The 26,837-nt window shown below is 51.4% G+C and carries 23 protein-coding genes; 5 read left to right on the top strand and 18 right to left on the bottom strand.

What is annotated here, in order from left to right; all coding sequences use genetic code 11:
• Nucleotides 1-109: 109 nt before the first annotated feature.
• Both NNL21_RS18740 and NNL21_RS18735 read left to right on the top strand, forming a co-directional pair.
• Entirely contained in the window at nucleotides 110-919 is an 810-nt protein-coding gene (locus NNL21_RS18740; protein WP_204818739.1) for an AraC family transcriptional regulator, read from the top strand.
• 91 nt (nucleotides 920-1,010) lie between these two features.
• Complete coding sequence (locus tag NNL21_RS18735) at nucleotides 1,011-1,685, top strand: phytanoyl-CoA dioxygenase family protein (protein WP_204818738.1); 675 nt, start codon at nucleotides 1,011-1,013, stop codon at nucleotides 1,683-1,685.
• 99 nt (nucleotides 1,686-1,784) lie between these two features.
• Here the strand turns inward: NNL21_RS18735 and NNL21_RS18730 are convergent, their stop codons facing one another.
• The 8 genes from NNL21_RS18730 to NNL21_RS18695 form a co-directional block, all read right to left on the bottom strand.
• The gene (locus tag NNL21_RS18730; protein WP_204818737.1) at nucleotides 1,785-2,606 is read right to left on the bottom strand and encodes a sugar phosphate isomerase/epimerase family protein; all 822 of its coding nucleotides are present in this window, start codon (nucleotides 2,604-2,606) and stop codon (nucleotides 1,785-1,787) included.
• A 78-nt stretch (nucleotides 2,607-2,684) separates the two neighbouring features.
• Entirely contained in the window at nucleotides 2,685-3,203 is a 519-nt protein-coding gene (locus NNL21_RS18725) for a hypothetical protein (RefSeq protein WP_204818736.1), read from the bottom strand.
• Between the two features lie 72 nt (nucleotides 3,204-3,275).
• Nucleotides 3,276-4,412, bottom strand: coding sequence for a Gfo/Idh/MocA family protein (locus NNL21_RS18720; RefSeq protein WP_204818735.1), 1,137 nt, complete (start codon nucleotides 4,410-4,412; stop codon nucleotides 3,276-3,278).
• A 103-nt stretch (nucleotides 4,413-4,515) separates the two neighbouring features.
• Nucleotides 4,516-4,758 (bottom strand): S-layer homology domain-containing protein, encoded by a 243-nt coding sequence (locus NNL21_RS36555; RefSeq protein ID WP_204818734.1) that lies wholly within the window; start codon nucleotides 4,756-4,758, stop codon nucleotides 4,516-4,518.
• Nucleotides 4,759-4,831: 73 nt separating this feature from the next.
• Entirely contained in the window at nucleotides 4,832-6,622 is a 1,791-nt protein-coding gene (locus NNL21_RS18710) for an L-fucose isomerase (RefSeq protein WP_256555325.1), read from the bottom strand.
• Between the two features lie 43 nt (nucleotides 6,623-6,665).
• On the bottom strand, nucleotides 6,666-7,667 hold the full coding sequence (locus NNL21_RS18705; protein WP_204818732.1) for a LacI family DNA-binding transcriptional regulator: 1,002 nt from the start codon (nucleotides 7,665-7,667) through the stop codon (nucleotides 6,666-6,668).
• A 176-nt stretch (nucleotides 7,668-7,843) separates the two neighbouring features.
• Nucleotides 7,844-8,851 (bottom strand): LacI family DNA-binding transcriptional regulator, encoded by a 1,008-nt coding sequence (locus NNL21_RS18700; RefSeq protein ID WP_204818731.1) that lies wholly within the window; start codon nucleotides 8,849-8,851, stop codon nucleotides 7,844-7,846.
• A gap of 132 nt (nucleotides 8,852-8,983) precedes the next feature.
• Nucleotides 8,984-10,207 (bottom strand): purple acid phosphatase family protein, encoded by a 1,224-nt coding sequence (locus NNL21_RS18695; protein WP_204818730.1) that lies wholly within the window; start codon nucleotides 10,205-10,207, stop codon nucleotides 8,984-8,986.
• 187 nt (nucleotides 10,208-10,394) lie between these two features.
• On the opposite strand from NNL21_RS18695, the gene NNL21_RS18690 reads away from it, so the two are divergent.
• Genes NNL21_RS18690 through NNL21_RS18680 form a run of 3 tightly spaced genes read left to right on the top strand, consistent with a single transcriptional unit; the run spans nucleotide 10,395 to nucleotide 13,973 of the window.
• A complete protein-coding gene (locus NNL21_RS18690; protein WP_204819091.1) occupies nucleotides 10,395-11,108 on the top strand; it encodes a polyphosphate polymerase domain-containing protein in 714 nt (237 codons plus the stop codon).
• 1 nt (nucleotide 11,109) lies between these two features.
• The gene (locus tag NNL21_RS18685; protein WP_204818729.1) at nucleotides 11,110-11,850 is read left to right on the top strand and encodes an MgtC/SapB family protein; all 741 of its coding nucleotides are present in this window, start codon (nucleotides 11,110-11,112) and stop codon (nucleotides 11,848-11,850) included.
• Nucleotides 11,851-11,864: 14 nt separating this feature from the next.
• On the top strand, nucleotides 11,865-13,973 hold the full coding sequence (locus NNL21_RS18680) for a CotH kinase family protein (RefSeq protein ID WP_204818728.1): 2,109 nt from the start codon (nucleotides 11,865-11,867) through the stop codon (nucleotides 13,971-13,973).
• A 93-nt stretch (nucleotides 13,974-14,066) separates the two neighbouring features.
• Here NNL21_RS18680 and araA read toward each other — a convergent pair whose 3' ends face one another.
• From araA to NNL21_RS18630, 10 genes are all read right to left on the bottom strand, one after another.
• Nucleotides 14,067-15,566, bottom strand: coding sequence for an L-arabinose isomerase (gene araA, locus NNL21_RS18675; protein ID WP_204818727.1), 1,500 nt, complete (start codon nucleotides 15,564-15,566; stop codon nucleotides 14,067-14,069).
• A 148-nt stretch (nucleotides 15,567-15,714) separates the two neighbouring features.
• Nucleotides 15,715-16,590 (bottom strand): class II fructose-bisphosphate aldolase, encoded by an 876-nt coding sequence (locus tag NNL21_RS18670; RefSeq protein WP_204818726.1) that lies wholly within the window; start codon nucleotides 16,588-16,590, stop codon nucleotides 15,715-15,717.
• Between the two features lie 290 nt (nucleotides 16,591-16,880).
• The gene (locus NNL21_RS18665; protein WP_204818725.1) at nucleotides 16,881-18,197 is read right to left on the bottom strand and encodes an FAD-dependent oxidoreductase; all 1,317 of its coding nucleotides are present in this window, start codon (nucleotides 18,195-18,197) and stop codon (nucleotides 16,881-16,883) included.
• A gap of 322 nt (nucleotides 18,198-18,519) precedes the next feature.
• Entirely contained in the window at nucleotides 18,520-18,966 is a 447-nt protein-coding gene (locus tag NNL21_RS18660; protein WP_204818724.1) for a response regulator, read from the bottom strand.
• A 287-nt stretch (nucleotides 18,967-19,253) separates the two neighbouring features.
• Nucleotides 19,254-20,204: a phytanoyl-CoA dioxygenase family protein gene (locus tag NNL21_RS18655; protein WP_204818723.1), complete on the bottom strand. Its 951-nt coding sequence runs from the start codon at nucleotides 20,202-20,204 to the stop codon at nucleotides 19,254-19,256.
• 85 nt (nucleotides 20,205-20,289) lie between these two features.
• Nucleotides 20,290-22,980 carry a pyruvate, phosphate dikinase gene (gene ppdK, locus NNL21_RS18650; protein ID WP_204818722.1) on the bottom strand — a complete coding sequence of 897 codons (2,691 nt, stop codon included), beginning with the start codon at nucleotides 22,978-22,980 and terminating at the stop codon, nucleotides 20,290-20,292.
• A 2-nt stretch (nucleotides 22,981-22,982) separates the two neighbouring features.
• A complete protein-coding gene (locus NNL21_RS18645; protein WP_204818721.1) occupies nucleotides 22,983-23,156 on the bottom strand; it encodes a GapA-binding peptide SR1P in 174 nt (57 codons plus the stop codon).
• 209 nt (nucleotides 23,157-23,365) lie between these two features.
• Complete coding sequence (locus NNL21_RS18640; RefSeq protein ID WP_204818720.1) at nucleotides 23,366-24,040, bottom strand: ABC transporter ATP-binding protein; 675 nt, start codon at nucleotides 24,038-24,040, stop codon at nucleotides 23,366-23,368.
• Nucleotides 24,037-25,689 (bottom strand): ABC transporter permease, encoded by a 1,653-nt coding sequence (locus NNL21_RS18635; RefSeq protein WP_204818719.1) that lies wholly within the window; start codon nucleotides 25,687-25,689, stop codon nucleotides 24,037-24,039. Before NNL21_RS18635 ends, NNL21_RS18640 begins: the two co-directional genes overlap by 4 nt.
• A 2-nt stretch (nucleotides 25,690-25,691) precedes the next feature.
• Entirely contained in the window at nucleotides 25,692-26,804 is a 1,113-nt protein-coding gene (locus NNL21_RS18630) for a Fe(3+) ABC transporter substrate-binding protein (protein ID WP_204818718.1), read from the bottom strand.
• Nucleotides 26,805-26,837: the final 33 nt, after the last annotated feature.

The following is a 26,837-nucleotide window of genomic DNA, read 5'->3' as shown; positions in this document are numbered from 1 at the left end:
CATTAAGCAATTGCTCATTTCAGACACAAAGAAGCGTTTCTTATGCATTTCACAATCATCCAAACTACGCTACTTTTAGAGTACCGAGTCGGGATTGGGGGACTAGAGGATGCCGGCAGACGGTGAGAAAAATTTCTTGTCATTCGAGGCGCTAGAATGCTATGCGGGTACGATTGTGAATGCGCCCGGCTGCACGTACGGACCGAGAATGCAGAGCGAGCTGCAGCTCGTGCTTCTGCACAGCGGATCCATGCACATCGAGATTGACGGTATTGCGAAGCAGCTGCAGCCCGGCCATGTGTTTCTCATTCTGCCTGGGCACCAGGTGTATATCGCCTTCGATGAGAAAGAAGAAACCTGGCACCGCTGGATCACCGTGTTCACGTACCGTATCGAGGCGGAGGAGCTCGATGTATTGGAGGGGCTGCCCGAGTCGCTTCCGATTTCGGAGCAGCTGAACCAGCTGCTTGATATTATGGTCGGATTGCAGAAGCAGGGCATTCAAGGCGGCAATAAAGTGCGAAACACGTTGGCGCTTGGCGCATTCCAGCTGTATGCTGCCGAGTGCCGCAGCGGCGCAATCGACTCCGCCGTTCATCCGGCCATCCCTCAAGTAAAATCGCTTATTCAGGAGCGTTATCACGACGAGCTCGCGCTGGCTGATCTGGCGGCCAACGCAAACGTATCGCCGGGGCATCTTATTCGTCTGTTTCGCAAATATGAAGAGATGACTCCTACGCAGTATCTATGGCGATATCGCGTAGAGCGGGGTGTCGAGCTGCTCCGTACGACCGGACTGGCCGTCGGAGAGATTGCCGAACGATGCGGCTTTAAGACATCCTACCATTTCGCCCGCATGGTTAGAGCCTACAAAGGACGGCCGCCCAAGGACATCCGCTCAAACGTCTGGAGCAGCTGAAGTTAATCAACTGCTCCTAGTTTCTCGGTATCGGTCGATTGTTGAATGCCCATTATAAACTTCCTCGCATGGAAGAAGGAGGTCCACCCGTATGGAGGACACGTTAAAGGAACAATTTGATCGGCAGGGATATGTTGTGCTGCCGCAGCTTTTTTCAGAGGATGAGGTTCGATTGCTCAAAGAAGAGGCCCGTGCTGTTCTAGCTGACAAGGGGGCGGATAAAGTAGGGGTCTACGTGGGAATGTCGATAGCGAGCTCCATGTTCAAAGCAGCTGCCGCCAAGCCCGAATTGGCAGCCGCGTTAAAGGAAGTCATCGGGGATTCCGTCATCTTTCTCAGCGATAAGATCGTATTCAAGAATGCCTCGACCGATTTTGGATCACCTTGGCACCAAGATTATCCGTACTGGGAAGGCAGCCATAAATTTTCGGTATGGATCGCTTTGGATGATGCCACTCCCGAGAACGGATGCTTGCGTGTTGTACCCGGCTCCCATCTGCTCGGAGCCGTACGCCATGGCGGAGATGCTTCGGATGGGATGGGGTTCGGTAACCGGCTTGGGCAGGAAGAAATTAAGGAGTCCCAAGTGGCCGATCTGCACGCAGCTAAGGGAGACGCCATTATATTCCATGATCTGTTGTTCCATTCCTCTTTCTCGAACACATCGGGCAAAGACCGCTGGGCACTCATATCCACCTACAAGGACGGCACATTGGAGGACCCCGAATACCCTTGGGCACTCGCAGCCTTTACGGTAAGCGGCTAGCAGCATGTGCGGATGGACCAGTGACATCGATGTCGATGTCAGCTCAACATAACGGGACGGTCTCAAGTCATTCCAGACATGAGACCGTCCCGTTTCGCACTAGGCTTGCAGCCAGGTTTGTAAATCCACGACCGTTCGCCTTATATCGTCCTTCTGCTCTTGCCCGGATATTTCGCGTTCGATGATCAAATCGCCATCGAAGCCGATTTGCTTCAATTTGGCGATGAAATTCGGGAAGTCGACCTTGCCCTCTCCCGCTCTGACTTCCAGACCCAGAGTATCTCCGTTTGTCGGATAGAAGCCATCCTTGACATGAACGTTGCGTACATAGCTCCCAATGACTTCAAGCGAATCAATCGGATTGCCTTTTCCGTACAGAATCAAGTTAGCCGGATCCAGATTGATGCCAAGATTGGAGGTCCCGATCCGTTCAATCGTGCGCAGCAGGACGATAGGCGTTTCTTGACCCGTCTCGAACCAGAAGCCCAGCTTCTTGCTCTCGCAATAGACGGCTACCTCGCGGATGGCTTCTACAACGTCCGCATAGCCGGGATCGGTCATGTTCTCGGGAATAAATCCGCAATGTGTTATGATGGCAGGTGCTCCAATCCACTCCGCAAAGTCCGCCCAGCGCTTCAGAGCCTCTACGCGTTCCGCGCGATAAGCCTCTGGAACAAGCCCTAACGTAATGGGGCCCTCCGTGAAGTTCCAGCTGGCAGGACCGGGGACCCCCGCCCAAACCGCGCAAATACGCACCTTCGCTTCTTGCGCTTCCTTCACAACCTTAGCCGCAGCCTCCCTCGTGGCCAGATTGAGGTCCCAGCAGCTAAGCTGACATACATGCATATCGAATTCGCTGACGGCACTGAACATACTGCCCGGCTGGTCGATATGAAGCGAATGAATGACTCCGATTTCCATTGCTATCACTCCTCTTTCTTACGAATATGTTTGCCTGCGTGCCATTAAGCGGGATTAGGTGAAGCGGTGCGCTCTTCCTTACTCCATAATGATTTTACGATTAAGAATCGTCAGCTTTACAGGTAAACTAGATATTTTCACAAAAACCTGATCCTCGTGTTCAAAGAGCTCCACCCCGGAGTAATAGAACGTCGAGCAGTGAAGTGCAATGGATTCATGGCCAGGGAGTTCGAATGTATAGCAGTATCCTTCTTGGGATAAGTAGTTGTAGAACACTTTAGCTCTAATATAACGCTCATTATCGAGCATCATGAACGGGTAGACCGGGTTTTGTTGAGGATAGATATCGAATATCGGAGACTCGATCTGATAGTGCGGCGAACGGCTTTTAATTTGATTGATTTGACTTGTCGTTAGAGGCATCCCAAGCAGTCTATGGTTATTGTCTCTATTCATATCGATGAGCTTAGACAGCGACATCAACACGAATCCGCAGGTAATCGCCATCACCAGCACGTAATAATTACCGGAGGCGAGCCCGATCAGCGAACCTGCCAGCAGAATACACAGGCCTAGAATACGTTGAACCGTGGTCAATCGCGTCCCTCTCCTCACTATTCATCCGCTGCACGCCACAGAGCCCCCTAATTAGGAGGCTCCATGAATGTTTTATCGAACCAGTACCTCTTGGACTTCGACTTTCCGTTTGTTCTGGGCCGATTGCATCACCGCGTCGATCACATGCTGGACACGGTCGGCATCCTTGAAGTCCGGAAGCTCCGGAAGCGGATCGTCCCCACCGAACTTGGCTGCCAATACGGCATTCGCCCATTTCCACGCTTCATTCTTCTCCGTATTCCGATAAGGCCGGAAACGGTCCTCGCCCGGATCGGAAGCAAGATCCCAATCATACAGCGCCGGCAGTGAAATAAACTCCCACGTTCCTCCCGCATCCGCTGACAGAAGCTTATATCCATAGCCCTCTATACTCAGCTTGAGACCGCCGCCCGTGCCGAACAGCTCCAGCGTAATGGTCTGGCCGCCATTGCCCTGCGGCCGAATCCAGCTCGTATGGAAGACGCCATGCCAGCCGCTGTTAAAGTCGGCCTGGAACATAATTGTATCTGCGGCTTGATCCGGGTTGGTCCGATCTGCGAAGTCGACCAGACGCCCTTCTTCCAGACAACGAACCGAAGACTGCACGGCTGCTACCGGGTCGCCTGTAATATATTGGGCCAAGTCAATGATATGTGAGCCCAGATCCTGAAGGACGCCGCCGGTTCCGCCTTCACGAACAGAGCCTCTCCAGCCCGGTGATCCTGATAGCGCATAATCCCCGGTATATTCGAAGCGGCCCTCCAATAGGCTTCCGAGTCTTCCTTCTTTGACAGCATCACGCAAGTATTGAACACCCGGATGCTCTCTTACGGAGAAATTGACCGCGTGAACAATCCCCTTCCGTTCCGCTTCCATCCTCATGATTTGAGACTGACTGCCGTCCAAGGCCAACGGTTTCTCGCATAATACATGGATTCCCCGTCCTATTGCTTCCATGGATAGAGGAAAATGCGTATCGTTCGGTGTGATGATGCAAACCCCATCGAGCTGTTCGGCGTCCATCATATCAACAGCCGAGGTGTATATGGCTGGTATGCCATACTTCTCCGCCATGCGGCTGGCATTGGTACCGTTTCTGCTGCATATGGCTGCAACGGTAACTCCGGGATGTTTAGAGAGAACGGGTAAAAACCACAAATCAGCAAACCAACTGGCTCCGATGAGTCCGACGCGAATCTGGTTAGACATGGATAGTCCCCCTTATACGAATGCTGGCCGTAGAAGGCCGTCCCCTTAATAATACGACACTCGGCAATTAGCTCCTGCCTATATGGGAAATATAGTCATATCATTATGGGCGAATCGCGTTTAACACCCGCATGAGCAGCACACCTGCTTCAGCACGAGAAACAGAAGCCTGAGGACGAATACGGTCTGCAGCACCGCCTGCGATCAAGCCTTGCGATAGCGCGATAGTCAGGCGATCTGCTGCCCATGACGGTACCACATCACGGTCCTTGAAGAAATTCAAGGACACGGCTGCCTGTCTATTTGAACCGAATCTATGGGAGGCTCGGCGTTTCTTCGTGAACACAAGCGCTGCTTCAAGCGCAGGACCTGCGTTTACTTGAGCCGAGCTAACCGCTCGGCTGCATGGCTTTATTCTCTTAGCGGTATAAGGGACCGAACGACTGGCATGCCCGGAAGTCCGCCCCAACCGGATCCATACCGCCAAAGGCGGTCCAAGCGCTCGGGCGGAATACCCGCTCCTCCGGCACATTGTGCATGCAGACAGGAATACGAAGCATGGAAGCCAGGGTGATCAAATCGCCGCCAATATGGCCGTAGCTTACGGCTGCATGATTGGAGCCCCAGTTGTTCATAACCGTATACACATCCTTGAACAATCCTTCTCCAGTCAAATTCGGCACGAACCAGGTCGTTGGCCAAGTCGGATTGCTGCGCTGATCGAGTTTATCGTGCACGTCATCGGGCAGTTCGACCGTATACCCCTCCGCGATCTGCAGAACAGGTCCAAGCCCGGCGACCAAGTTAATGCGGGCCATTGTGACCGGCATTCCTTCACGCGTCGTGAAATCGGTGGAAAATCCGCCTCCCCGGAAGAAATCGACGGCCGGACACCATGCTGTAGCATCCAGACATGCCTGTACCTCATCTTCTGTAATATCCCAGAATGGTTTCATTGCCGGCTGGCCGTCAATGGTCTGTCTTCCTGTAGCGTCAAGCGCCGCCGGACCGGAATTGATCAGATGGATAATGCCGTTAGCTGCTTTGTCCGCAAGCTGATGTCCTGTTACCCGCTTGACCGCTTCCGGACTCCAATAGGTGCGAACATCAGCGAAAATTTGGGCTGCATCGGTAAGCAGGTGACCCAGCAGCATCGTAATGCCGTTCAACGTGTCGTTCTCCGTTGCCAGCATGAAAGGCTCGCGGATCCCGTTCCAGTCAAACGATGAGGTCAGTATGGCTTCCATGAAATCCCCATTCGGGAAAAAGTCCGTCCATGCGCGCTGCCCTTGGAAACCGGCAGCGATCGCATTGTGGCCAAAAGCCTCTTCGCCATAGCCGATTTCGCCCAATTTCGGATTGCCAACCATGAGATCACGTGCAATGAGCGCCATCTTCACGACGACTTCCCAGTCTCCTGTCTTCTGCTCCTCCGTGCGGCGGAGATGCTCGGGGTTTACCTCAGCGCCTTCCTTGCAATTCTCCTTCGTCCACCGTAAAGCTTTCTCGAATTCGGCTTGATCGTATATACCGAGCTCCATCCGGCGGACGAATTCCGTCATATCCACATATTCATTGCGGATGCCCAAATAATGCTGGAAGAAGGTTTCATCCACGATACAGCCTGCGATGCCCATCGATACCGAGCCCATCGACAAATAGGATTTGCCCTGCATAGTCGCAACTGCCAATCCCGCCTTCGCGAACTGCAATAGCTTCTCCTTCACATCAGGAGTAATTTCCGTATCCCCGATATCTTGAACATCACGACCATAAATAGAGAAGGCCGGGAGCCCCTTCTGATTATGAGCGCCCAGGGCAGCTGCCAGGTACACAGCACCCGGACGCTCCGTACCGTTAAAGCCCCATATCGCTTTCGGTCTAGTCGGATGCACATCCATTGTTTCAGTCGGATAACACCAGGATGGGGTAACGGATATCGTGAGGCCTACGCCTGCCCGGGCGAACTTCTCCTCCGCCTGTGCCGCTTCAGCTACGCCGCCGATACAAGTATCGGCAATAACGCATTCCACGGGAAGTCCGTTACTATGGCGAAGCTGCCCCGTCAGGAAAGCGGCTGCATTCTTTGCCATTTCCATGGTACCCTCTTCGAGCGATTCACGGATGCCGCCCCTGCGGCCGTCAATGATAGGACGGATACCTATTTTCGGAAGACTGCCTTGAAGCCGATTTCCCACTTGAACGTTCATTTGAAGAAACATCCTCTCCGATTAGAAATACGAATTCCATTCCTCATGGAATACGCTTGATTTCATTGCGGTAAATATGGACCATGCATGCCTGCTCTTCCTTGCGAATCCGCTTCAGCAGGATTTCCCCGGCTTTCTTCCCCATGTCATACGGATTCTGGTCGATATAATAGAGCCCGGGATGCTTGAGCAAATTCCCCGCCTCGACTTCACCGAACGACGCGACTGCCACATCGTCTGGAATTCGAAGACCCCTGTTCACCAATTCCAGAAGGACGCCAAGGCTCATCTTGTTGTTGAGCGAAATGATCGCCGATGGCGGCGACTTCTCTTTCAGAAACTGGCCGACTGCGCGAATTCCTCCCTCTGTGGAGAAATCGCCATTGTATAGAAGCGGGTCACGATCAAGCCCGTGCTCCTTCATCGCCTTACGCACACCGTCGTAACGTTCTCGTCCGGTACTAGCCCGTGCAGGTCCGTTCACGACACCGATTCGGGTATGCCCGTCTTCCAGCAGCTGCTTCGTCAGCAGGTAGGCGCCCTGTGCATTGTCTTCCGCAACCAAATCCAGCGGCCTAGCATCCCATTGTCCCTCGAGCTTACGGTCGATCAGAACGATCGGCTGCCCGCTATTCGCCAGCTTATGGATCGTTTCACCGTTGCCTCCCGAGGTTGCCAGCACGATCGCATCCACGCGTTTCTCATAGAGCAGCTGCAGCAAACGGGACTCCTTATCGGAATTCTCATCCGAGCTGCAGAACATCAGCTGGAATCCGTCCTGGCCGACGATATCCTCGATCCCTCTTGAAATCCCCATAAAATAAGGATTGGATATGTCCGGGACGATGATGCCGATCATGAACGTCTTATCCTGCTTCAAGCTTCTGGCTATCGCGCTGGGCTGATAATTCAGCTTGGCGATGGCATGGAATACGCGTTCTCTGACTTCGGGACTGACATAACCGCTATCATTAATCACTCTAGACACCGTCGCTGTAGAAACATCCGCTTCAGCCGCGACTTTCTTTATTGTTGCTTTGGACAACCTTCGTTCACTCCAGTCATAAACCCTATGTAATCGTTTACGTAATCGGTTACACATATCGTACCTTGAACCTGCATTTCCGTCAATATCCATCTGCAAGCAATAGTCTGTCCCTCAATCTCCATACAAAAAAGAACAGCCTCAGCTGTCCTTCAAATACTTTCCTCTAAGGTTGCTTATTTTAACGACTCGCGTTGAACATAAGCAGTAGGCATCGTTACATTAATGGGATAATCCCGTTCACCGCGAATGCGCTCAATCGCCATCTTCACAGCTGAACGCCCAATATTGAATTTAGGCACATCGATCGTCGAGAGGGGGGGCGAGACATAGCTGCTCATCTCCACGTTGTCGAAGCCCAGCACCTGCACGTCTTCCGGCACACGAATGTTATGCTGTCTCAAAGCGAGCATTCCGCCGATCGCCTGAATATCGCTTGCGCAGAAGAATGCTTGCGGCAGCTTCCCACCGCCTTCCAAGAAAGCTGTTACAGCCAATTTAGCTGCGTCTGTGCTCCAATCCTTGGCAAAGATGGAGTAACCCGGGTTGATCGGGCGTTCCATCAATTTATGAGCATCCTTATAAGCTTGATAGCGGACGGTTGCCTCATACCCGATATAACCCACATGCTCGAAGGTATGCATAAGCTTGTCCATGATCCACTTTCTTGACTCGCCATAGAGATCAACCCCGACGTAATCCGAGCCGGGCAGTGCCCCCTCCAGCTCGATTCCCGCCAATATCGTGTGAATATCTCTTCTGCCCCGTAATACCTCCAGTAAGGGCGAATAGGACATATAGATAACCGCTCCGACCTTTGACTCTTCTAAAATCCGTTCGAACACCTCTGGTTGATATAAATCAGGGGTAAAGCATCCGAACGGAATATGCACACCCGATAGCAGCGCTTCATGCTCAATCCCTCTCAACACTTGTGAATAGTAAGGATCATGGTGCTGCTCCGTCGAGCTTCCAAGAACGTAGCCAATCCGAAGCTCCGTTTCACTATCCTGATGGGGACGATTTTTCTTTTTGGGATTGTAGCCGACCTCTTTGACCAATTTCCATATCAAGCTTTGCGTTTCTTCACTGCATATGCTCGTATCCTGATGATTGACGACGCGCGAGACCGTTGTGACCGATACGCCCGCCTTCTTTGCAATATCTTTTAATGTTGCCGACATGATCCAGCTCCTTCTTTGGTGCAAGCACAACCTTTAATTAAATCAATTTTAAACTAAAATAAGTTAAACTGCCAGCGTAAAGTAAATACCTGCCATCCAATGTTACAAGATCATTCAATGCTACAAGATCATTCAATGCTTCAATATAAACTCATCCAGCAGTTTCCCATCGACATCGTAGGCCTTGTAGGTCAACCTGTCCTCTTCGATATGAATTCCCGCGAACATTTGGTTTATATTCTGAAAGTGAACCTGGTGGTAGTACTGATCATCCTTCTTCTCATTGAACTTCGGGCCAGAAGTATTAACGGTCGCATAGACCGTGCCCCCGGATTCGACGATCTTCCCCTCCTTTAGCGGATACGATCTTGAATACTCGTGATTGTGGCCCTGCAGCACGAGATCCACGCCGAATTCATCGAATACCGGCACCCATCTCTTCAGCACGGATTCATCCTGGCTTCCTCCATACGCCGGTCGGTGAATGGCCGCTATGATCCATTTTTTGTCGCTTGCTTCCAAATCGCTGCGCAGCCACTGCGCCTGATCCTTCGCCTTCGATTCCGTATTCAATACGACGACGTGCACGGGTCCGTAATCAAACGAATAAGATGTCCCGGTTATGGAACTGGCCGATCCGTTAGCCGGCAAGTCGAAGTGGGAGACGAACCGGTCCGCATTCTTGTCAACCTGCTCATGGTTGCCGGTCACCGGCATGAGCGGATAGGACCTGACCCAAGGACGCGCCTTATCAAAAAAATGCCTCCACGCCTCTTCATCCTCTGGATATTCGGTTAGGTCGCCATTATGTACAATAAATGCCGCTTCCGGGAATATGTCGAAGGCTTTGTTAAGCGTCTTCCCCCACAAATCAAAATCCTGCTCCTTAATTCCCTGCGAATCCGTCACGTTAATGAAAGTAAACGAACCGGTATTCTGCGCTTCGGTCTTGAAGGCGGCCGGTTCACTCCAGCCCTCGCCGCTGCCGTCTCCTGCTCGGTACATATATGTGGTGCCAGGCTCCAGCCCGCTGGCTTCTACTTTGTGCACGCTATGAAAGATACCTTTGTCTACCTCAAGGGTCGTCGTCGAGCCTTGGAAAACAAGGACTTCATCTCCCTCAAATGAAATCTCGGAGGTCCCTTTGACCACCTGCAGAACGGCTTTGCCCTTCGTGTCACCGGTATGCCAAGTAAAGGCTCTGCTCGTTTTGGGATCGCCTTTGAAGGTCGTCACCAAAGACTGCGGTTCGACCGGTGACCGGGCGACCTTCTGGCTCAGCTCCACCCATATTAATCCGATGGCAACCAGTACAAGAAGTATCGCTAACAGCCAGTATCCATAATTACGTATCACTTGATCTTACCTCCCGCCTCTGTATCCAACTTTCACAAGCTTGCCGTGAATCGGCCGTTTCGTCAACACCGCTATCAACATTCAGCGAACATTCAGTTTGTTTTCAGCTTAATATTAGGTTCGGATTGTAAAGTGAATGTAAAGCAATTGTAAATCACGGTACGGACAGAAAGCGAGGTGCATGAAATTGAATCCAAATCTGAAATATCGTCACGAGTTAAAATATTACGTCAACCATCATCAATATCACATTATTCGCCAGCAGCTGAAAAGATTGCTGGCACCGGATAAGAACGCCGATTCCAGCGGGCAATATCATATTCGCAGCCTATACTTCGATGACATCGACAACAAGGCGATCCATGAGAAGCTCGGCGGAATCCGTGATCGCGAGAAATACCGCATCCGCATTTATAATTTCTCCGACAGAGTCATCCATCTGGAGAAGAAAATCAAGTATAACGATTATATTACCAAGGTGAAAGCTACGCTTAGCCGGGAGGTGGCCGATGCGATTCTGGCTGGAAATTACGAGGTTCTGAACGACCCTCGAAAACCGCTGCTGTACGAGATGTATCAGCAAACGACCAAGCAGATGCTAAGACCCAAGGTCATTGTCGATTACGTTCGCGAAGCATATGTGTCCGCTGCGGGTAATGTGAGGATCACATTCGATAAAAACTTGAAGACGGGCTTAAACGCGACGGATATTTTCAATTCGAAGCTTAACACGATTCATGCTTTTGACAATAACTTCATTGTGTTCGAAGTCAAGTACGATGAATTCCTTCCAGATTATATCCGGACGGCTATTCAAGCTAACGGACTCGTTCGACAATCAAATTCCAAATACGTCATATGCCGAAAATGGCTTAAATTCAACTCTTGGGAGGACCAATAAGATGGCCGATACAACCACGGCAGCCGCAGCTGCGGCTGCGACTGCGACAACCGAACAAACGAAGAACAGCTTTTCCGATATCATCAAAAACTCCGTTCTGCAAAACTTCAATTCCGACATCAGTATTTCAAAGATTTTATTAACGCTAGCGATCGCATTTCTCATCGGCTTGTTTATTTACTTCTTATATAAGCGGATTTTCAGCGGTGTCTTGTATTCGAAAAGCTTCAATGTTTCCTTAATCGGTATGACGTTAATTACAGCTATGGTCATCATCGCGATTAATTCGAATCTTGTGCTGTCACTCGGGATGGTCGGGGCGCTCAGTATTGTCCGTTTCAGAACGCCGATCAAAGATCCGACGGATTTGATCTTTCTGTTCTGGGCTGCAACAGTAGGCATCGTAACCGGCGCAGGCTTTTATACGCTTGCGATTATCGGCTCCGTCGTCATTGGACTCGTATTATTTATTTTCATTAAAAATGCTTCGTTCGAGACGCCGTACCTGCTCGTAATCAACTGTGACGGAGACGCAAGCGAGAAAGCGATCAACGAGAAGCTGACCCAGCTGGTCAAACGCTTTAATGTGAAGCAAAAAACAGTCACGATGGACAATATCGAGATGACGGTTGAACTCCGTCTGGGCACCAACGAGCCTCGCTTCGTGAATGAACTTACGAATCTAGACGGCGTGAAGAGCGCCGTGCTGATTAGCTACAGCGGCGACTATGTATCTCAATAACGGGCGGTGGTGATATGAAACGAAGAAGAAAGTATTCCTTGCCGATCATCGCATTAGTCTGTGCCGCTATTGTACTGATCGGAATAACCGGCCAGATTGTGGCGAAGGAAGACAGCAAGCCCGGACAAGCCGCCACTTCAACGGAAGAGAACGCGGCATTGATCGCGGAGCAGGTTTTTCCCAAGGATAAAGTTATTGACGTGAAGATAACAATTGACGCGGATGAGTTCCAGGACATGATCGACAATGCTTCGCAAGAAGTCATGAAATCGGCGACCGTCGAATATAACGGGATTCAATACAATAATGTGGGCATTCGGACTAAAGGCAATCTTAGCTTGCGAAGCGTTGTCAGCATGACCGATTCCGACCGCTACAGCTTTAAGCTGTCCTTTGACGAATATTTGGACAATCAGACCCTGTACGGCATCAGTAAAATCAACCTGAACAACAACTACAGCGACGCGAGCTATATGAGGGAATTCCTGACCTATGAGCTGGCTTCGGAGATGGGCTTGCCGACGCCAGGCTTCTCTTATGTCAATGTCTACGTAAACGGCAAGCTGTGGGGGTTCTACCTGGCGGTCGAACAAATTGGGGATTCCTATCTCGAAGCGAATTTCGGCAATTCGACCGGTGAGCTGTATAAAGCGGAAATGATGGGCAGCGGCGGCAATGACTTGAAGTGGATCGACGATAACATCGATTCCTACTCCTCGCTTGTCCGGAAGTCCAAATCCTCAGACAGCGACCGACTGATCGAGATGCTCGACGAGCTGAACAACGGCAGCGATTATGAGACGGTGCTGGATGTTACGGAGGCGCTTCAATATGTGGCCCTCAATGTGTTAACCGTAAACACGGACAGCTATTTGGGGCAAAATAAACAAAATTATTATTTGTACGAGGACGATGGAATCTTCAACATTCTACCGTGGGACTATAACATGGCCTTCGGCGGTCTGGGCAAATCCTCGCTGCTCATTGACGAGCCGACCCAGGGTGCCGTTGCCGACAGGCCGTTGATCGCCAAGCTGCTGGCGGTTGAGGACTATAAAGATAAGTACCACAGCATGATACGGGATGTACTGGAAGGTTATCTTGCCAATGAGACGTTCTCTGCACGCGTACTGCAGGTGTCGGATTTGATCAGCACCTATGTCGAGGACGATCCTTCATCGTTCTACACTTATGATGAATATAAGTCCGGCGTACAATCGTTGGTATCGTTAAACGCGAGCAATGTGGATACCTATACGCAGCAGCTCGATGGAAAAATCGCAATCTCCGGCGACGGAAGCGGCAGCGGCGGCGGGATGGACGGGTTCATGGGTGGTAATCGCGGCGGTGGAAGGGACAGGAACGGGAACGCAGCCGGGGACGCTGCTCCAAGCGGAGATGCTCCTGCCCAGCAGAACGGTGCCACTCCAAGCGGAAATGCACCTGCCCAGCAGAACGGTGCAACTCCGAGCGGAGATGCCCCTGCTCAGCAGAACGGTGGCACTCATAACGGAGATGCTCCCGCTCAGCAGAACGGTGACACTCCGAGCGGAAATGCACCTGCCCAGCAGAATGGCGGCGCCCCTAGCGGCGGGACTCCTTCTCAGGGACAACCTGATTCGTATGGACCAAGCAAGGCGAACAGCACGGCAACACAAACGTCGTTATCCACGGCACAGGATGCCTCGATCGTTCTTGCTGCCGTTGAGGGCGGAAGCGCCCCGACGAATAATCAAGGTGCGCAAGAAGCGCCGAACACTCAAGGTAATGGCCAAGAGCTTCAAGGCGGTACAGGCGGCCCAAACGCTGCCCCTGATGGCCAAGCTCCAAACGGTCAAGGGGGCGGGCTGGCTCCAATGGACGGACAGGGCAATTTCGGCGGCGGTAACGGGATGGCTCCTCCGGAAGACATGGGCGGAGGTCCGGACGGGATGGGCGGCGACTTCGGCGGTCGCGGCGGTATGGGCGGCGGCGGTATGGGCGGATTCCCAGGCGGCATGAACGGCCAGGTTAACGCCGTAACGGAAGACAACACACAGGAAGCCTATATGGTCCTGGGCTCTTTAGTCGTCTTGGCTCTTGCCATCACTTTTATCGTATTCTTCAAAAGAAAGCGGATCTAAAGCCGAATAAAGATATCAACAAAAAGCGATCCAAACCATTACGGTTTTGGATCGCTTTTGTTACATAGCGTGATGCTGCTCGAATACGATTTTTTAGTTGCTGGCATTCAAGCGATAGTACAGATCATTCCATCGGAGCTCATTCTCTATGCTCTGAATCGTCGTTCCATTGTTAATGATCACACATTCGATTCCAGCCATTTTGGCCCAGTCGGCCATCTGCTCGCTTGTGACATGATGGGAATAGACGAAGTGGTGTGCGCCTCCCGCCGTAATCCACGCTTCTGCCGCGCTCTCCAGCGACGGCTCCGGCTTCCACAGTACGCGTGCAACAGGCAGCTTCGGCATCTGATGCGGGTTCTGAACCCCTTCTACCTCGTTAACGATCAGACGGAATCGGTTGCCCAGGTCCACGACCGTCGCATTAATGGCTTTGCCTTCGATACCGTCAAAGATGAGACGGGCCGGATCTTCCTTGCCGCCGATGAATAACGGATGCACTTCGATCCGCGGTTTGCTTGCCGTCAAGGTCGGACAGATCTCCAGCATGTGGGATCCAAGCACCATAGCATTACCCTGTTCCATATGATACGTATAATCTTCCATGAATGAAGTCCCTTTATTGCCGGCCATCACCTTCATCATACGAACGAGCGCGGCGGTTTTCCAGTCACCTTCCGCCCCGAAGCCGTAACCGGCTCCCATCAATCGCTGGGCTGCCAGCCCCGGAAGCTGCTTCAAGCCATGCAAAGCCTGAAAGCTGGTAACGAAGGCGCTGTAACCGCCCTCCTGCAAGAACGCCTTGAGGCCGATTTCGATCTTGGCTTGCTCGCGAATGGCATCCCTTTCTTGGCCTTCGGCACGCCCTTCCGGCGTAAAGTCATACAGATCCTCATATTCATCCATAAGCTCCCGAACTTGACCCTCTGAAACCGCTTGCACGCGCTCTGCTAAATCGCCAATGGAATACCCATTGACTGACCAGCCGAACCGGATCTGACCTTCCACTTTATCGCCTTCCGTTACAGCCACATAGCGCATATTGTCGCCGAAGCGGGCGATTTTGATCGTTTGGCTCTCCGTGCAGCCTGCGGCGGTCTTCATCCAGGAGCCAATTCTCTCACGGGCCTTCCCATCTTTCCAATGACCGGCGATGATTTTGCGGGCAATTCCGAGGCGGGCCCCGATATATCCAAACTCCCGATCTCCATGGGCGGCTTGGTTAAGATTCATGAAATCCATATCGATGCTGTCCCAAGGGATTTCAACATTGAATTGGGTGTGAAAATGAAGGAGCGGCTTCTGCAGCTGCTTTAAGCCGGGAATCCACATTTTCGCCGGTGAGAAGGTATGCATCCAAGCAATGACGCCCGCACATAGCGGATCTGCATTCGCATCCTGACAGACACGATGGATCGCTTCCGTCGACGATACGACGGATTTCCAGACGATCGGGTATGTAACCGCTTCATCCTGATCGAGTCCAGCCACGATTTCCTTCGCATTGCGTTCAACCTGCTCCAGCGCTTCTTCGCCATATAAGCCTTGGCTGCCAGCCACGAACCAGAATACGTAGGGTTTAGTTTGAAGCATGATAAGACCTCCTAAAAGTTTTGTGGAGCATAACATATATTCTAATCATCGCAACAAAACTTGCTTCGTAAGCATATGCTTCGTTTTGTGGAGCATAACCTTCATTCTAATCATCGCAACAAAACTCGCTTCGTCTGTGAAGCGAACACTACGCTTTGCCGCTGCTCCGGAAAGTACGCATAATTCCTTGTGCGTCTTCCTGGAAATCAAGAATGACATTCATCATGAAATCATGATAGAACAGCTTCTTCTCATTTTGAATCATCCGTTCCTTCGCCTTGTCCATCACCTTCAAAGCCATCCCCGTATAATAATTGATCTTGGCGACGCCTTGATCGATGGAACGGTGGAAATCCTCGTCTGAAAGCCCCGAGCCGCCGTGCATGACGATCGGAACCCCGGCTGTGCGGCTAATTTGGGCGAGGCGCTTCAGGTCCAGCACCGGCTTCTTCAAGTAGACGCCGTGAACCGTACCGAACGCTGCCGCCAACGCATCAATCCCTGTCCGCTCGACAAATTCAGAAGCCTGCTCTGGGTCGGTGTACAGCGTCGTATCATCCGTAATGGAATCGTCGTCTTCCCCTTCCGCACCACCGCTCTTAGGCCGGGTAACATAGCCGAGCTCGCCTTCTACGGAAACATCCAGTGCCTTAGCGATCTTCACGACTTCCGACGTTCTTCGGACATTATCCTCATATGCATACTCCGAACCGTCGAACATAATCGCATTGAACCCCAGATGCATCGCTTTCATAACCGCCGGGAAGCTCTTCCCGTGGTCAAGCAGGATGCTGACTGGCACCTTAGCCTGGTTCATCGCGTCCACCATGACCGGAGCAATCTGCTCCAGCGGTGTATACTTAAAATGAATTTCGGCGTGGCATAGAATAACCGGTGATCGTTCCTCCTCAGCTGCTTGAATGATGCCTCGAATCATATCAAGATTGATTGCATTGAAACATGGAACAGCATATCCTCGCCTGGAAGCATCCCGCAGCAGTTCCCCCATGGAAACCTTCGACATGTCTTCGCTCACCCGCTCTTTCTAAAAGCGATTTCATTACACCTTAATCCACAACTTATTTTAGTTTAATTACAACTTATATTCAATGAAAACATTATTTAAATGCTACTTTAAAATAGATATCTCTGCTCAAAAGACCTCCACCTGCAATAGTCGCGGGCGGAGGTTCTTTTGTCGTTAGATATGCAAACGGAAGTTTATAATAAGGTGCATTATTGTACATCGCCAAATAGCGCGCTCCCACGCATTAGCGGAATTCATTCGCATCGGCTGCGACTGCCGCTTCTAAATCACTGTCGCGGAACGATTGCGCCATTCGCTTCAAGCTTCTCGCGCAAGACGTCAATATCTACGTGACCGACGGGTATGTTCATCTTGGCTGCCATAACGGCCGCCACACCTGCCACTTGTCCCGTAGCCGAGCATGAAGCCTGTACCCGGTATGCGGAATTGGCTTCGTCGTCGCCAGATATGGAGCGGCCAGCCATAATCAAGCGGTCACTTCCTTGCGGAATGAGCGCACCGTATGGAATCGTCGCAACCACGCCGTCCTCCAGCGGGCGGATATCGATCGCATTCCCGTTATGTTGATGGATATCAATCGGATAATAGCTGTAGCATACGGCATCGTTCCAGACATAGCCCGTCTTATACGCTTCCCCCGTGATACGCGTCTGGCCTACGATGCGCTTCGTATCGCGGATGCCGCATTCGCTCGCCACATAATCGACTGACAAATTCTCGCATCCGGGCACAGTGCGCAGAAAACGATACGCCCTCATCAAGGCCGCCCTCGCCTTCAACTCCGCCTCCGTCTTCGTGCGGGAGGTAGAGCCGTCGATGCCTGTAATATGATGATGGTTGCCGCCCCCGCTGCGCAGCTCTCTCCAGAACGGCGGATGCTCCCGATCCGCATGGGAGTGATCGGTCACCAATACGTCCCCCGCTGCAAGCGCCTCATCATAGAGCGCCTGCAGTACGCTAGGCGTGACGTGATTCAGATCATATCCTGTCAAATGATAGATCAGCGTACCCGGTTGACGGCTGGTCGATTGTTCCAGCGGATAGGCCATCATTTCCGCCACATTGGCATCGCCGGTCGCATCGACGACGACCTTCGCTCTTAACGCCTCTGGTCCGCTCTTGCCCGCTACGACGACGATTACTCCATCCGCATCCTGCCTCACATGAACCGGCATTTCATGGAATCGCAGCTGTACGCCCGCTTCCAGGCATAAATCATCCAACACGGTGCTGTAGATAAACCGGTTTACCAGAATATGATGCTGGGGGTGATGCTTCGGCTTATAGGGAATGGAGAAGTCAGGAAGAACGGCGCCGCCCCGTGCAACGGTTGCTTCGATAATCTCCCAGCCAATACCGGCAATCACCTGACGGCCCAGCCGAGTGTGAAACAAGCCGGGAAAGTTGACGGACGCGACTACGGTCGTTCCGCCGAGAATGCCGTTCTTCTCGATCAAGGCCGTCCGTGCGCCTTCCCGCGCTGCCTGTATGGCGGCGGCGCATCCTGCGGCTCCGCCCCCGAAGACGATCACATCGTATTCCGCTTCGACGTCCAATACAGCTTTATATTCGATTTGCTCCATACTTCTCCCGCCTTTCGCAATATACAGAGGGAGATCTGACTCCATCCCCCTCTGTCCCGTCTCATATTATTGTATGAAGCCCAATGCCTGCAGCTCGCTTGACGCCTGTTCGATATATTGATCCAATTGATAGGTCTTCTTAAGTCTGGATAAAGTCTCCGAATTCCGAGACCGGGCGTTTGCCGTATACGAACTTGATCATTTCTTCTTTCTCGTATTTGATCTTGTCGGTCACGTTGACGCCTTCCGGCACCGAAACAAAACCATCGTACACTTTAATGAACGGCAGTCCATTCGCGAATTCGAAATAATTCTTGATAGGTCAGAATCTGGCATTGAGATATTCCATCTCGATCCGCCCCGTCAGCTGATGCATCGTCGCATGTCCGACTTCCGTCACGGTCTCCTGGTTGAGCGCCCTAGTTCCCAGCTCCATGTACGGCTCGCGATCGCGCCTGCCTCTTCTTTCCTCTAGAATCAGCTCAATTAATCCAAGCACCGACTGGCGGAACCGCTCCTTGTCGAAGGGCTTGAGAATATAGTCCGTTACGCCAAGCTTAATGCCCCGCTGTGCATATTCAAAGTTATTGTATCCGCTTACAATAAGGATCTTCGGACGATATTCCGCCACAAGAACATTCTCGACCAGCTCCAAACCGGTCATCTGCTGGAGCACAATATCCGTAATAATGATACCCGGTGCCTGCTCTACGATCAGCGCCAGCGCCTGCTCCGCATTATCGAAGGTATAATTGTTTGACAGTAGCATGGACCTCTAGCAATGAGTCCTTCATGCCGTTCAGAATATCTTCTCATCTTCAACGATTACGATTTCCATGGTTTCATGACTCCTTACACAAACAGTAAACATCAGGCAATGTTATAGATCATATCAGTTACAGTGCGGAATTGTAAACCGAAACAAGAAGGTGCGTCCCGCTCTGCTTGGGTAGAAGGCGCAGAGTGCTGAATAGGTCAAGCGGACATCATAAGTCTGCAATAAAATGAACGAAGAAAAGACGGTCCCGCTTGCGGGATCGTCTTTTTCTCCAATCGTTAGCATATCTTTTCCTTCTGCCAGCGCACGTTCTCGTCCCAATCTGAAAGCTGCAGGGGAAGTTCCTTCCAATAATACTTCAGATTATCATTCATCCAGCCCTCATATACTTCTTCCCACGGCAGTACAGCTTCCCCGCCATGCGGCTGAAGCGAGCCCCGGTCGATCGGCAGATGGGCGGGCTGATAGCGAAAATCACAGGAAAGCCGGATCTGATTTCCCTGCTGGTTAGGGAGCGCTTTATGAACGGTATGGCTGTGAAAAATAATGACGTCGCCGATTTCGTAATCGCCTTCCGCCCATTCCAGATCCATATTGCACAATACCGACTCCAGCCCGCCTGCACCGCCATGCTCCGTCACACCCAGTACCCCGGACTTATAGCTCCCCTCCAGCATCGATAAGCCTCCGAGCTCGCGCGGGCAATCCCCCAGCGGAAACCAGGCGGTCCATGTCACAGGCGTCCCTTGAATATGAATGAAATCCTGATGGGAAGGCGTTGCCTTCAGCTCACGGTGAGGCATCACAATCCGGGCGATGTTGCGCGGATGCGGCAGAACCTCACAATCGAATAACGTGCGGAATGCCCCAAGCAATGCCGGCTGATGAGCCAGCTCATGGAAGGATTCGAGCCGCTGTACCTGTTTATATAATTCCCATGGTACACCGTATCCCCGGAATGATTCGAGGGATAGCTTGTTAATGGCCTCGTGATCCCCTATTCCCTCTTCGATTGCATGCTGGCTGCTCAATAATCCCCATTGCTTCATCACATGCAGCATTTGAGAACGTGCTTGCCGCAATTCATTCTTGTCGAGCAAGCCTTTGAAGAACAGATAGCCATCCTTCTCGGCTCTTTCCCTTAGCGCTTCCGGCTGCTCCAGCAGCGGCACCGCATCCTTGAATATCCGGGTTGCTGCTTTCTTGTCGTTATCCGATACCCTGCTCATCGTGCCAGCCTCCTCATTCTTCTTACTTCCATCATAGTAAAAAGATGAGTGGCTGGCTTTAGCTTCTTCCTATAAAAGTTGCACTTTACAGGACTGCTGCCGGTGTGCGTTCTGCCGCAACCCCTACCTCAAGCCGTGCTTGAGCGGCAGCAATTCTAGCCAACGGTACACGGAACGGGGAACAGCTCACATAGTTCAAGCCTGTACGCTGACAGAACAGAATGGAAGCCTTGTCACCGCCATGCTCACCGCATATTCCTGTTTTCAGAGCAGGCTTTACGGCTCTTCCGCCGGCAACAGCAAGATCGATTAACTGTCCAACACCGTCGGTGTCCAGCACCTGGAATGGATTGTACGGGAGCAGCTTCTGATCGATGTAACGAGTCAGAAACTTGCCTTCGGCATCATCCCTGCTGTATCCGAAGGTCATTTGCGTCAAATCATTCGTTCCGAAGGAGAAGAAGTCCGCATGCTCTACAATCTGTTTGGCTGTGAGCGCAGCCCGTGGAACTTCGATCATGGTGCCTACTTTATAAGCAAGCAGCCCGCTCTTCTCTGGTCCCAGGATCCGCTTCGCGATATCTTCGATTCTCTCGCGAATCAATTGCAATTCCGCAGCGTGCCCTACCAAAGGAACCATAAGTTCAGGGCGAACGTCTATGCCTTCTTCCATGCAGGTGTCGGCTGCGCGGAATACGGCTTCGATTTGCATATCATAGATCTCAGGGTATACGATACCCAGTCTGCAGCCTCTCTGTCCAAGCATCGGATTGGTCTCATGCAGCAGACGGACCTTACGGATTAGTACCTGCAGCTCCTTCTTCTTCGCAGGGGTTTCCGGATCCTCATCATTCAGCTGGCTGACCTGCCGCAGAAGCTCCTCGAGGTTCGGCAGAAATTCATGAAGCGGCGGATCCAGGAGACGAATCGTTACCGGAAGTCCGGCCATAATACGGAATATCCCCTCGAAGTCGGCTTGCTGCATCGGCAGAAGCAGCTTCAGCGCGCGATTGCGGTCGTCGATATTGTCGGCCAATATCATCTGCTGTACGACAGGGAGTCTCTCGGGCGCGAAGAACATATGTTCCGTCCGGCATAGGCCGATTCCTTCGGCGCCGAAGCGTCTAGCCGTTTCCGCATCCTTCGGATTATCGGCATTGGTGTACACCTGCAGGGTACGGATCTCATCTGCCCATGCCAGCATTTGCGTCAATTCCGGCGTCATCTCAGCTTCACGCAGCGGAACTTTACCTGCAATCACGCGCCCGGTAGTCCCGTCCAGCGTAATCCAATCGCCCTCTTTCAACACTACGCCGGCGATTTGCATCGATTTTTCCTGATCCGTAAATTGAATACCTTCGCATCCGCAGATGCATGGAGTTCCCATACCGCGGGCAACTACGGCAGCGTGGCTTGTCATCCCGCCTCTGCTCGTTAAGACACCCTCCGATGCGATCATGCCATGAATATCTTCCGGTGTCGTTTCCTGCCGTGCCAAAATAACGGGTTTGCCCATCCGATTCCATTCAACGGCAGTATCCGCATCGAACACGACCTGACCGGTTGCGGCACCAGGCGAAGCGGGAAGGCCGGTTGCAAGCACTTGTTTGATCTTGCTCTCATCCATGCCTCTATGCAGAAGCTGATCCAGATGACCGACTTCGATGCGGCGCAGCGAATCCTCTTTGCTAATGCTTCCTTCGGAGACGAGGTCGACCGCGATTTTCAATGCAGCCTGTGCGTTCCGCTTGCCGTTACGAGTCTGTAAGAGGTACAGCTTTCCGTTCTCTACTGTAAATTCAATGTCCTGCATATCTTTATAATGCCGCTCAAGCTGCTTGGCAACCGAGAATAGATGATCATATACCGCGGGCATTTCACTCGCAAGTGTTGCAATTGGCATCGGCGTTCTTACTCCGGCTACCACATCCTCACCCTGCGCGTTGACGAGATATTCGCCAAACAGAACATTCTCGCCGTTAGACGGGTTACGCGAGAAAATAACACCTGTACCGCTATCGTCACCCATATTGCCGAATACCATGCTTTGGATATTGACTGCAGTACCTTGATGATCAGGAATATGATGCACTCTACGATAGATTTGGGCTCTCGGATTGTGCCAAGAGCGGAATACCGCTTCCACAGCCAGGAACAGCTGTTCATTAACATCCTGCGGGAATACCCGTTTGGTCTTCTGAAGGATGCATTCTTTATAAGAAGCAATGAGACGCTTCCAGCCTTCAACGCTAATCGACTGATCCAGCTCCGTCCCTTCCTGCTGCTTTAATTCATGCAATAACCGTTCGAAGTGATAAGCTTCGATATTGAGTACGACATTGCCGTACATCTGGATAAAGCGTCTATAGCAATCGTAAGCAAACCGAGGATTATGTGTATGGTTGGCTAAGCCTTGAACCGTTTCATCGTTCAAACCTAAATTTAATACGGTATCCATCATGCCTGGCATGGACGTTACCGAGCCGGAACGTACAGATACCAGCAGAGGGTTGCGCGAATCGCCAAAATGCTGTCCTTTTTCGATCTCGAGCTGCTTAAGAGCCGTGGATATTTGAGCGCGCAAGTCTTCGGAGGTCATTCCGCCTTGCTCATAAAAGTCCCGGCAAGCTTCGGTCGTTACCGTAAATCCTGGTGGAACCGGAAGTCCGAGGCGGACCATCTCAGCCAGATTGGCCCCTTTCCCCCCCAATAGATGAAGCATCTGTGCATGGCCTTCTTGAAAAGCGAATACTTGTTTATGCGGTACACCTGACATTCTCAATGTCCTCCTTTAGAAAGTTGTTGGCAGGGTTCACTTTGGCATACCCCATAAAATTTCTTGACACCATTTGTAGGAATCGTACCCATCAGGCAGCCGCAATATTTGCACAGGATCATACCCAAATCCAGCTTCCGTTCCACTTGGTTGATCACGATTTTATTGACATTCATACCTTGTTCCCCTCCTCAACAACTTTAGTACAACATAAATATAACAAAAACTCATTTAATGCACAATATATTTATTTATGATGCACTATATATTTTTTTATCCCGATCAAACCACTCTCTTTCGAACCCTATCAGACACTTATATGCATCATATAAAACAAAAATGACGACCCATTGGGTCGTCATCATGAATTGTTTCATTCGCTTGGCTAAGAGGAATTGCGTTCCTGCGAAATCTCGTCATTGGCCTGCATATACACAATTCGATCGCATATCGCATCCGCGTCTTCTTTATCATGCGTCACGAGTATCGATGTCATCTCAGCGGCTCTTAGCAGCTGCCGCAATTCGGAACGAATCTCGCCTCTCAAATTCGCATCCAGATTGCTGAACGGTTCGTCCATGAGCAGGAGAGCGGGCTCCGGCGCAAGCGCCCGCGCAAATGCAACACGCTGCTGCTGCCCGCCGCTAAGCTCATGGGGATAACGTCTGCGGTAATCCTGCAACTTGACCAGCTCCAGCATCTCGCCAAGGCGCGCTGCCCGATTCTTCTTGGATAGACGATGCAGGCCAAAAGCAATGTTCTGTTCAACCGTTAGATGGGGGAATAGGCCGTAATCCTGAAATACCATCCCTACTCCGCGTAATTCGGGATTGACGAACTTCCGCGCGTCCACCATCGTTGTTCCGTCGATGACGATCCTGCCGGTGACCGGCTCTTCCAGCCCGGAGATCAGGCGAAGCAGGGTGCTCTTACCGCAGCCGCTTTGTCCCAATACACCGACGGACTCTCCTTTATCCAAACCGAGCGAAAACCGGCGCAGCACGGTTCGGCTTCCTTTGTCATAGTGAAAAGAAACGTCGGACATTTCAAAAAAGGTCATTGTGAATTCTTCTCTCCTAACCAGTGATAGAAAAAGACGGATACCATGCCTACCCCGATGATGAATAACGAAGGAACGGATGCTTGATGAATTTGTTCATCGCTCGCATACTGATAGGCTTTGGTTGCCAGCGTATCGAAATTGAAGGGGCGCAGCAGCAGCGTAAGCGGCAGCTCCTTCACGATTTCCATAAACGTCAGAATGCAGCCTGTCAGTACGGCTCCCTTTATTAAGGGCAGATCGACCTTGAAAAAGGTGCGTGTCATCCCGAAGCCAAGCAGGCGGGAAGCTTCCGTATACCGGTTACCCGTTTTCTCGAATCCGGCTTCAACCGCGTTATAGCCTACGGCCAAAAAACGGATGACATAGGCGAATATGAGCATGGCAAGCGACATGCTCAGCACAAGCTTTCCCTCGCCTAATCCCAGCCATCCGTAGACGCCGCTGAGCTGTTCATCGAAGGAGATGAATACGGCCAACACGCCGATCGACAATACCGCACCGGGAACAGAGTAGCCCATCGAAATCAGCTTTGAGAGAACAAGCGTGAACAACGAGCGTCCGGTCCGATTGACATTGGCGGCAATTACGGCATGCAGCATAAGAGCCACGATGGATAGAGCCGACACGGACAGCGTATTCACGAGCAGCTCTGCGAATTTAGCATTCAGTACGTCCCGGTACGTCCACGCAGCCCATACGATTAGCTGCAGCACCGGAATGAGAAAAGAAAGAGAAACGATCACCGCGCCGAATCCACATGCAGCCCATGCGGGCAAGCCTCGCAGTCTTCTTCTGGATAGCGGACTCGTCCTGCTCGTTGAAGCATTATATTTTTTCCGTTTACGAAGCAGTCGTTCGATCAGGAATACACCGATGATGACACTCATGAGCCATGCCGCCAATCGTATAGCCGAATCGACATCATACATGCCGAACCAGGTGGTGAAGATCGCTGTCGTGAACGACTGTATGCCAAAATGCTTGGTCACGCCGAAATCGTTCAACACCTCGAAGGCAACCAGACTCACGCCTCCCATTATCGCCGGCTGCGACAGAGGCAGCACGACACGGAAGAAGATATGCAGCGGGTTTTTCCCGAGCAATCTCGCATTCTCGATAAATGAGGCGCTCTGCTTCTCAAAAAAAGATCTCGTAATCAAGTAGACATAAGGAAATAAAAACATCGTAAAAACAAAAATAGCACCCTTCATGGACATGATGTCAAAGTACTTCTGATCCGGTGCCCAGCCTAAAACGTTGCGCATGAAGACTTGTACGCTTCCGGTGTAGCTAAGCATAGAGCCGTACGTATAAGCCGCAATATAGGGAGGAATAGCCAGTGGCAGCACAAACGCCCAGGAGAACAATCTCCTGAGCGGGAATTCATACGCTGCTACGAGCCAGGCAAGCGTTACTCCGATCATAACGGTTAGCGTTCCCGTACCCAGCACCAGCCATAATGACTGCAGCGCATAATCTTTAAGCATGAATTGCTGGATATGCTGCCAATTCTCATTGGGCTTCTGGAAGAGACCAATGAGAATATATAGAGACGGAAGAAGGGCCACGAGGGCCCCAATTACGCTTATTACCATCCAAGTATTGCTTCTTCGTTGTAATCTCCGCAGCCAAGCAAAACCATTCATGTTTATTTCCAGCCTACTTTGTTAAGAATTTCTGTTGCTTTCTTGTTGTGATCTCCCAGCTTCGCATAGTCGATTTGTTGGGATTTGAATTCGCCCCACGCTGTCAGCAGCTCGGGCTTCTCCGCTGCTTGGTTGACCGGGAACTCGAAGCTTCCTTGCGTCAGGATCGTTTGTCCTTCTTTGCCTGTCAAGAACTCGATCAGCTTGATTGCATTCTCTTTATTCTTGGTATGCTTGGTCAATCCCACGCCGCTGATATTAAGATGCGTTCCGGTCGTGTCCTGGTTAGGGAAGAATACGCCGATATTCTCTGCTACCTTCACTTCTTCCGCGTCTTTGGAATTCAACATTTGTCCAACATAATAAGTATTCATGATCGCGACATCGCCGACTTTGGCGGCAATCGCCTTGGCTTGGTCGCGGTCTCCGCCTTCCGGACCGCGCGCAAAGTTATTGACGATACCCTTAGCCCATTCCTCCGTCTTCTGTTCCCCATTCAACTCAACAAAAGAGGCGACGAGCGACTGATTGTATAGGCTCGTTGAAGAGCGCGCCAATAATTTTCCTTTCCACTTGTCGGTTGCAAGGTCCTCGTATGTAGACAGCTCCTCTGGCTTCACGCGATCCTTTGCATAGACGATAACGCGTGCGCGGGTTGCAACTCCAACCCAGTTGTTATCCTTGTCGCGCCATTGTTCCGGGACATTCTGTTTCACGGTCTCGGATTCAATCGGCTGAAGAACATCATTCTGCTTCGCATAGTTCAACACACCGCCGTCGACGGTAACGAACAAGTCCGCTTCGGAGCTCTCGCCCTCACGCTTTAACCGCTCTACAAGCTCTTCAGCCGTTCCTTTGATCTCGTTAACCTTGATGCCCGTCTGCTTCGTGAACTCTTCATAGAGCAGGCTGTCCACATCGTAATGCCTTGCGGTGAACACGTTGACGACCTTTTCCTTGCCTGATCCTTCCGTATCTTCGGGCTTCTTCGCATCATTAGCTGCGTTGGGCTCCGAATTCTCTGTTGTATTGTTCGTAGCGTTAGACCCGCAGCCAGTCATAAGTACGAGCGAAGCCATGACCAGAAGAATGATGCCGATGGTAACCTTTTTCATTTGAATGCTAACCCCTCAATCGTTATTATTATT

This window comes from Paenibacillus mendelii (assembly GCF_024498075.1).
Taxonomy (GTDB): Bacteria; Bacillota; Bacilli; order Paenibacillales; family Paenibacillaceae; genus Paenibacillus_Z; species Paenibacillus_Z mendelii.
The sequence above is the reverse complement of the archived record's forward strand: the minus strand, read 5'-3'. Positions and strand labels throughout refer to the sequence as shown.

Bases quoted from the DNA above. Each gene is read 5' to 3' on its own strand.
- NNL21_RS18730 (WP_204818737.1), bottom strand. From the start codon at position 2,606: ATGGAAATCGGAGTCATTCATTCGCTTCATATCGACCAGCCGGGCAGT.
- NNL21_RS18700 (WP_204818731.1), bottom strand. From the start codon at position 8,851: ATGTCGGCAACATTAAAAGATATTGCAAAGAAGGCGGGCGTATCGGTC.
- ppdK (WP_204818722.1), bottom strand. From the start codon at position 22,980: ATGTCAGGTGTACCGCATAAACAAGTATTCGCTTTTCAAGAAGGCCAT.
- NNL21_RS18685 (WP_204818729.1), top strand. From the start codon at position 11,110: ATGGCCGATACAACCACGGCAGCCGCAGCTGCGGCTGCGACTGCGACA.
- NNL21_RS18630 (WP_204818718.1), bottom strand. From the start codon at position 26,804: ATGAAAAAGGTTACCATCGGCATCATTCTTCTGGTCATGGCTTCGCTC.
- NNL21_RS18635 (WP_204818719.1), bottom strand. From the start codon at position 25,689: ATGAATGGTTTTGCTTGGCTGCGGAGATTACAACGAAGAAGCAATACT.
- NNL21_RS18680 (WP_204818728.1), top strand. From the start codon at position 11,865: ATGAAACGAAGAAGAAAGTATTCCTTGCCGATCATCGCATTAGTCTGT.
- NNL21_RS18645 (WP_204818721.1), bottom strand. From the start codon at position 23,156: ATGAATGTCAATAAAATCGTGATCAACCAAGTGGAACGGAAGCTGGAT.
- NNL21_RS18660 (WP_204818724.1), bottom strand. From the start codon at position 18,966: ATGCTACTGTCAAACAATTATACCTTCGATAATGCGGAGCAGGCGCTG.
- NNL21_RS18710 (WP_256555325.1), bottom strand. From the start codon at position 6,622: ATGAACGTTCAAGTGGGAAATCGGCTTCAAGGCAGTCTTCCGAAAATA.
- NNL21_RS18735 (WP_204818738.1), top strand. From the start codon at position 1,011: ATGGAGGACACGTTAAAGGAACAATTTGATCGGCAGGGATATGTTGTG.
- NNL21_RS18640 (WP_204818720.1), bottom strand. From the start codon at position 24,040: ATGACCTTTTTTGAAATGTCCGACGTTTCTTTTCACTATGACAAAGGA.
- NNL21_RS18740 (WP_204818739.1), top strand. From the start codon at position 110: ATGCCGGCAGACGGTGAGAAAAATTTCTTGTCATTCGAGGCGCTAGAA.
- NNL21_RS18665 (WP_204818725.1), bottom strand. From the start codon at position 18,197: ATGGAGCAAATCGAATATAAAGCTGTATTGGACGTCGAAGCGGAATAC.
- NNL21_RS18670 (WP_204818726.1), bottom strand. From the start codon at position 16,590: ATGTCGAAGGTTTCCATGGGGGAACTGCTGCGGGATGCTTCCAGGCGA.
- araA (WP_204818727.1), bottom strand. From the start codon at position 15,566: ATGCTTCAAACTAAACCCTACGTATTCTGGTTCGTGGCTGGCAGCCAA.
- NNL21_RS18720 (WP_204818735.1), bottom strand. From the start codon at position 4,412: ATGTCTAACCAGATTCGCGTCGGACTCATCGGAGCCAGTTGGTTTGCT.
- NNL21_RS18655 (WP_204818723.1), bottom strand. From the start codon at position 20,204: ATGAGCAGGGTATCGGATAACGACAAGAAAGCAGCAACCCGGATATTC.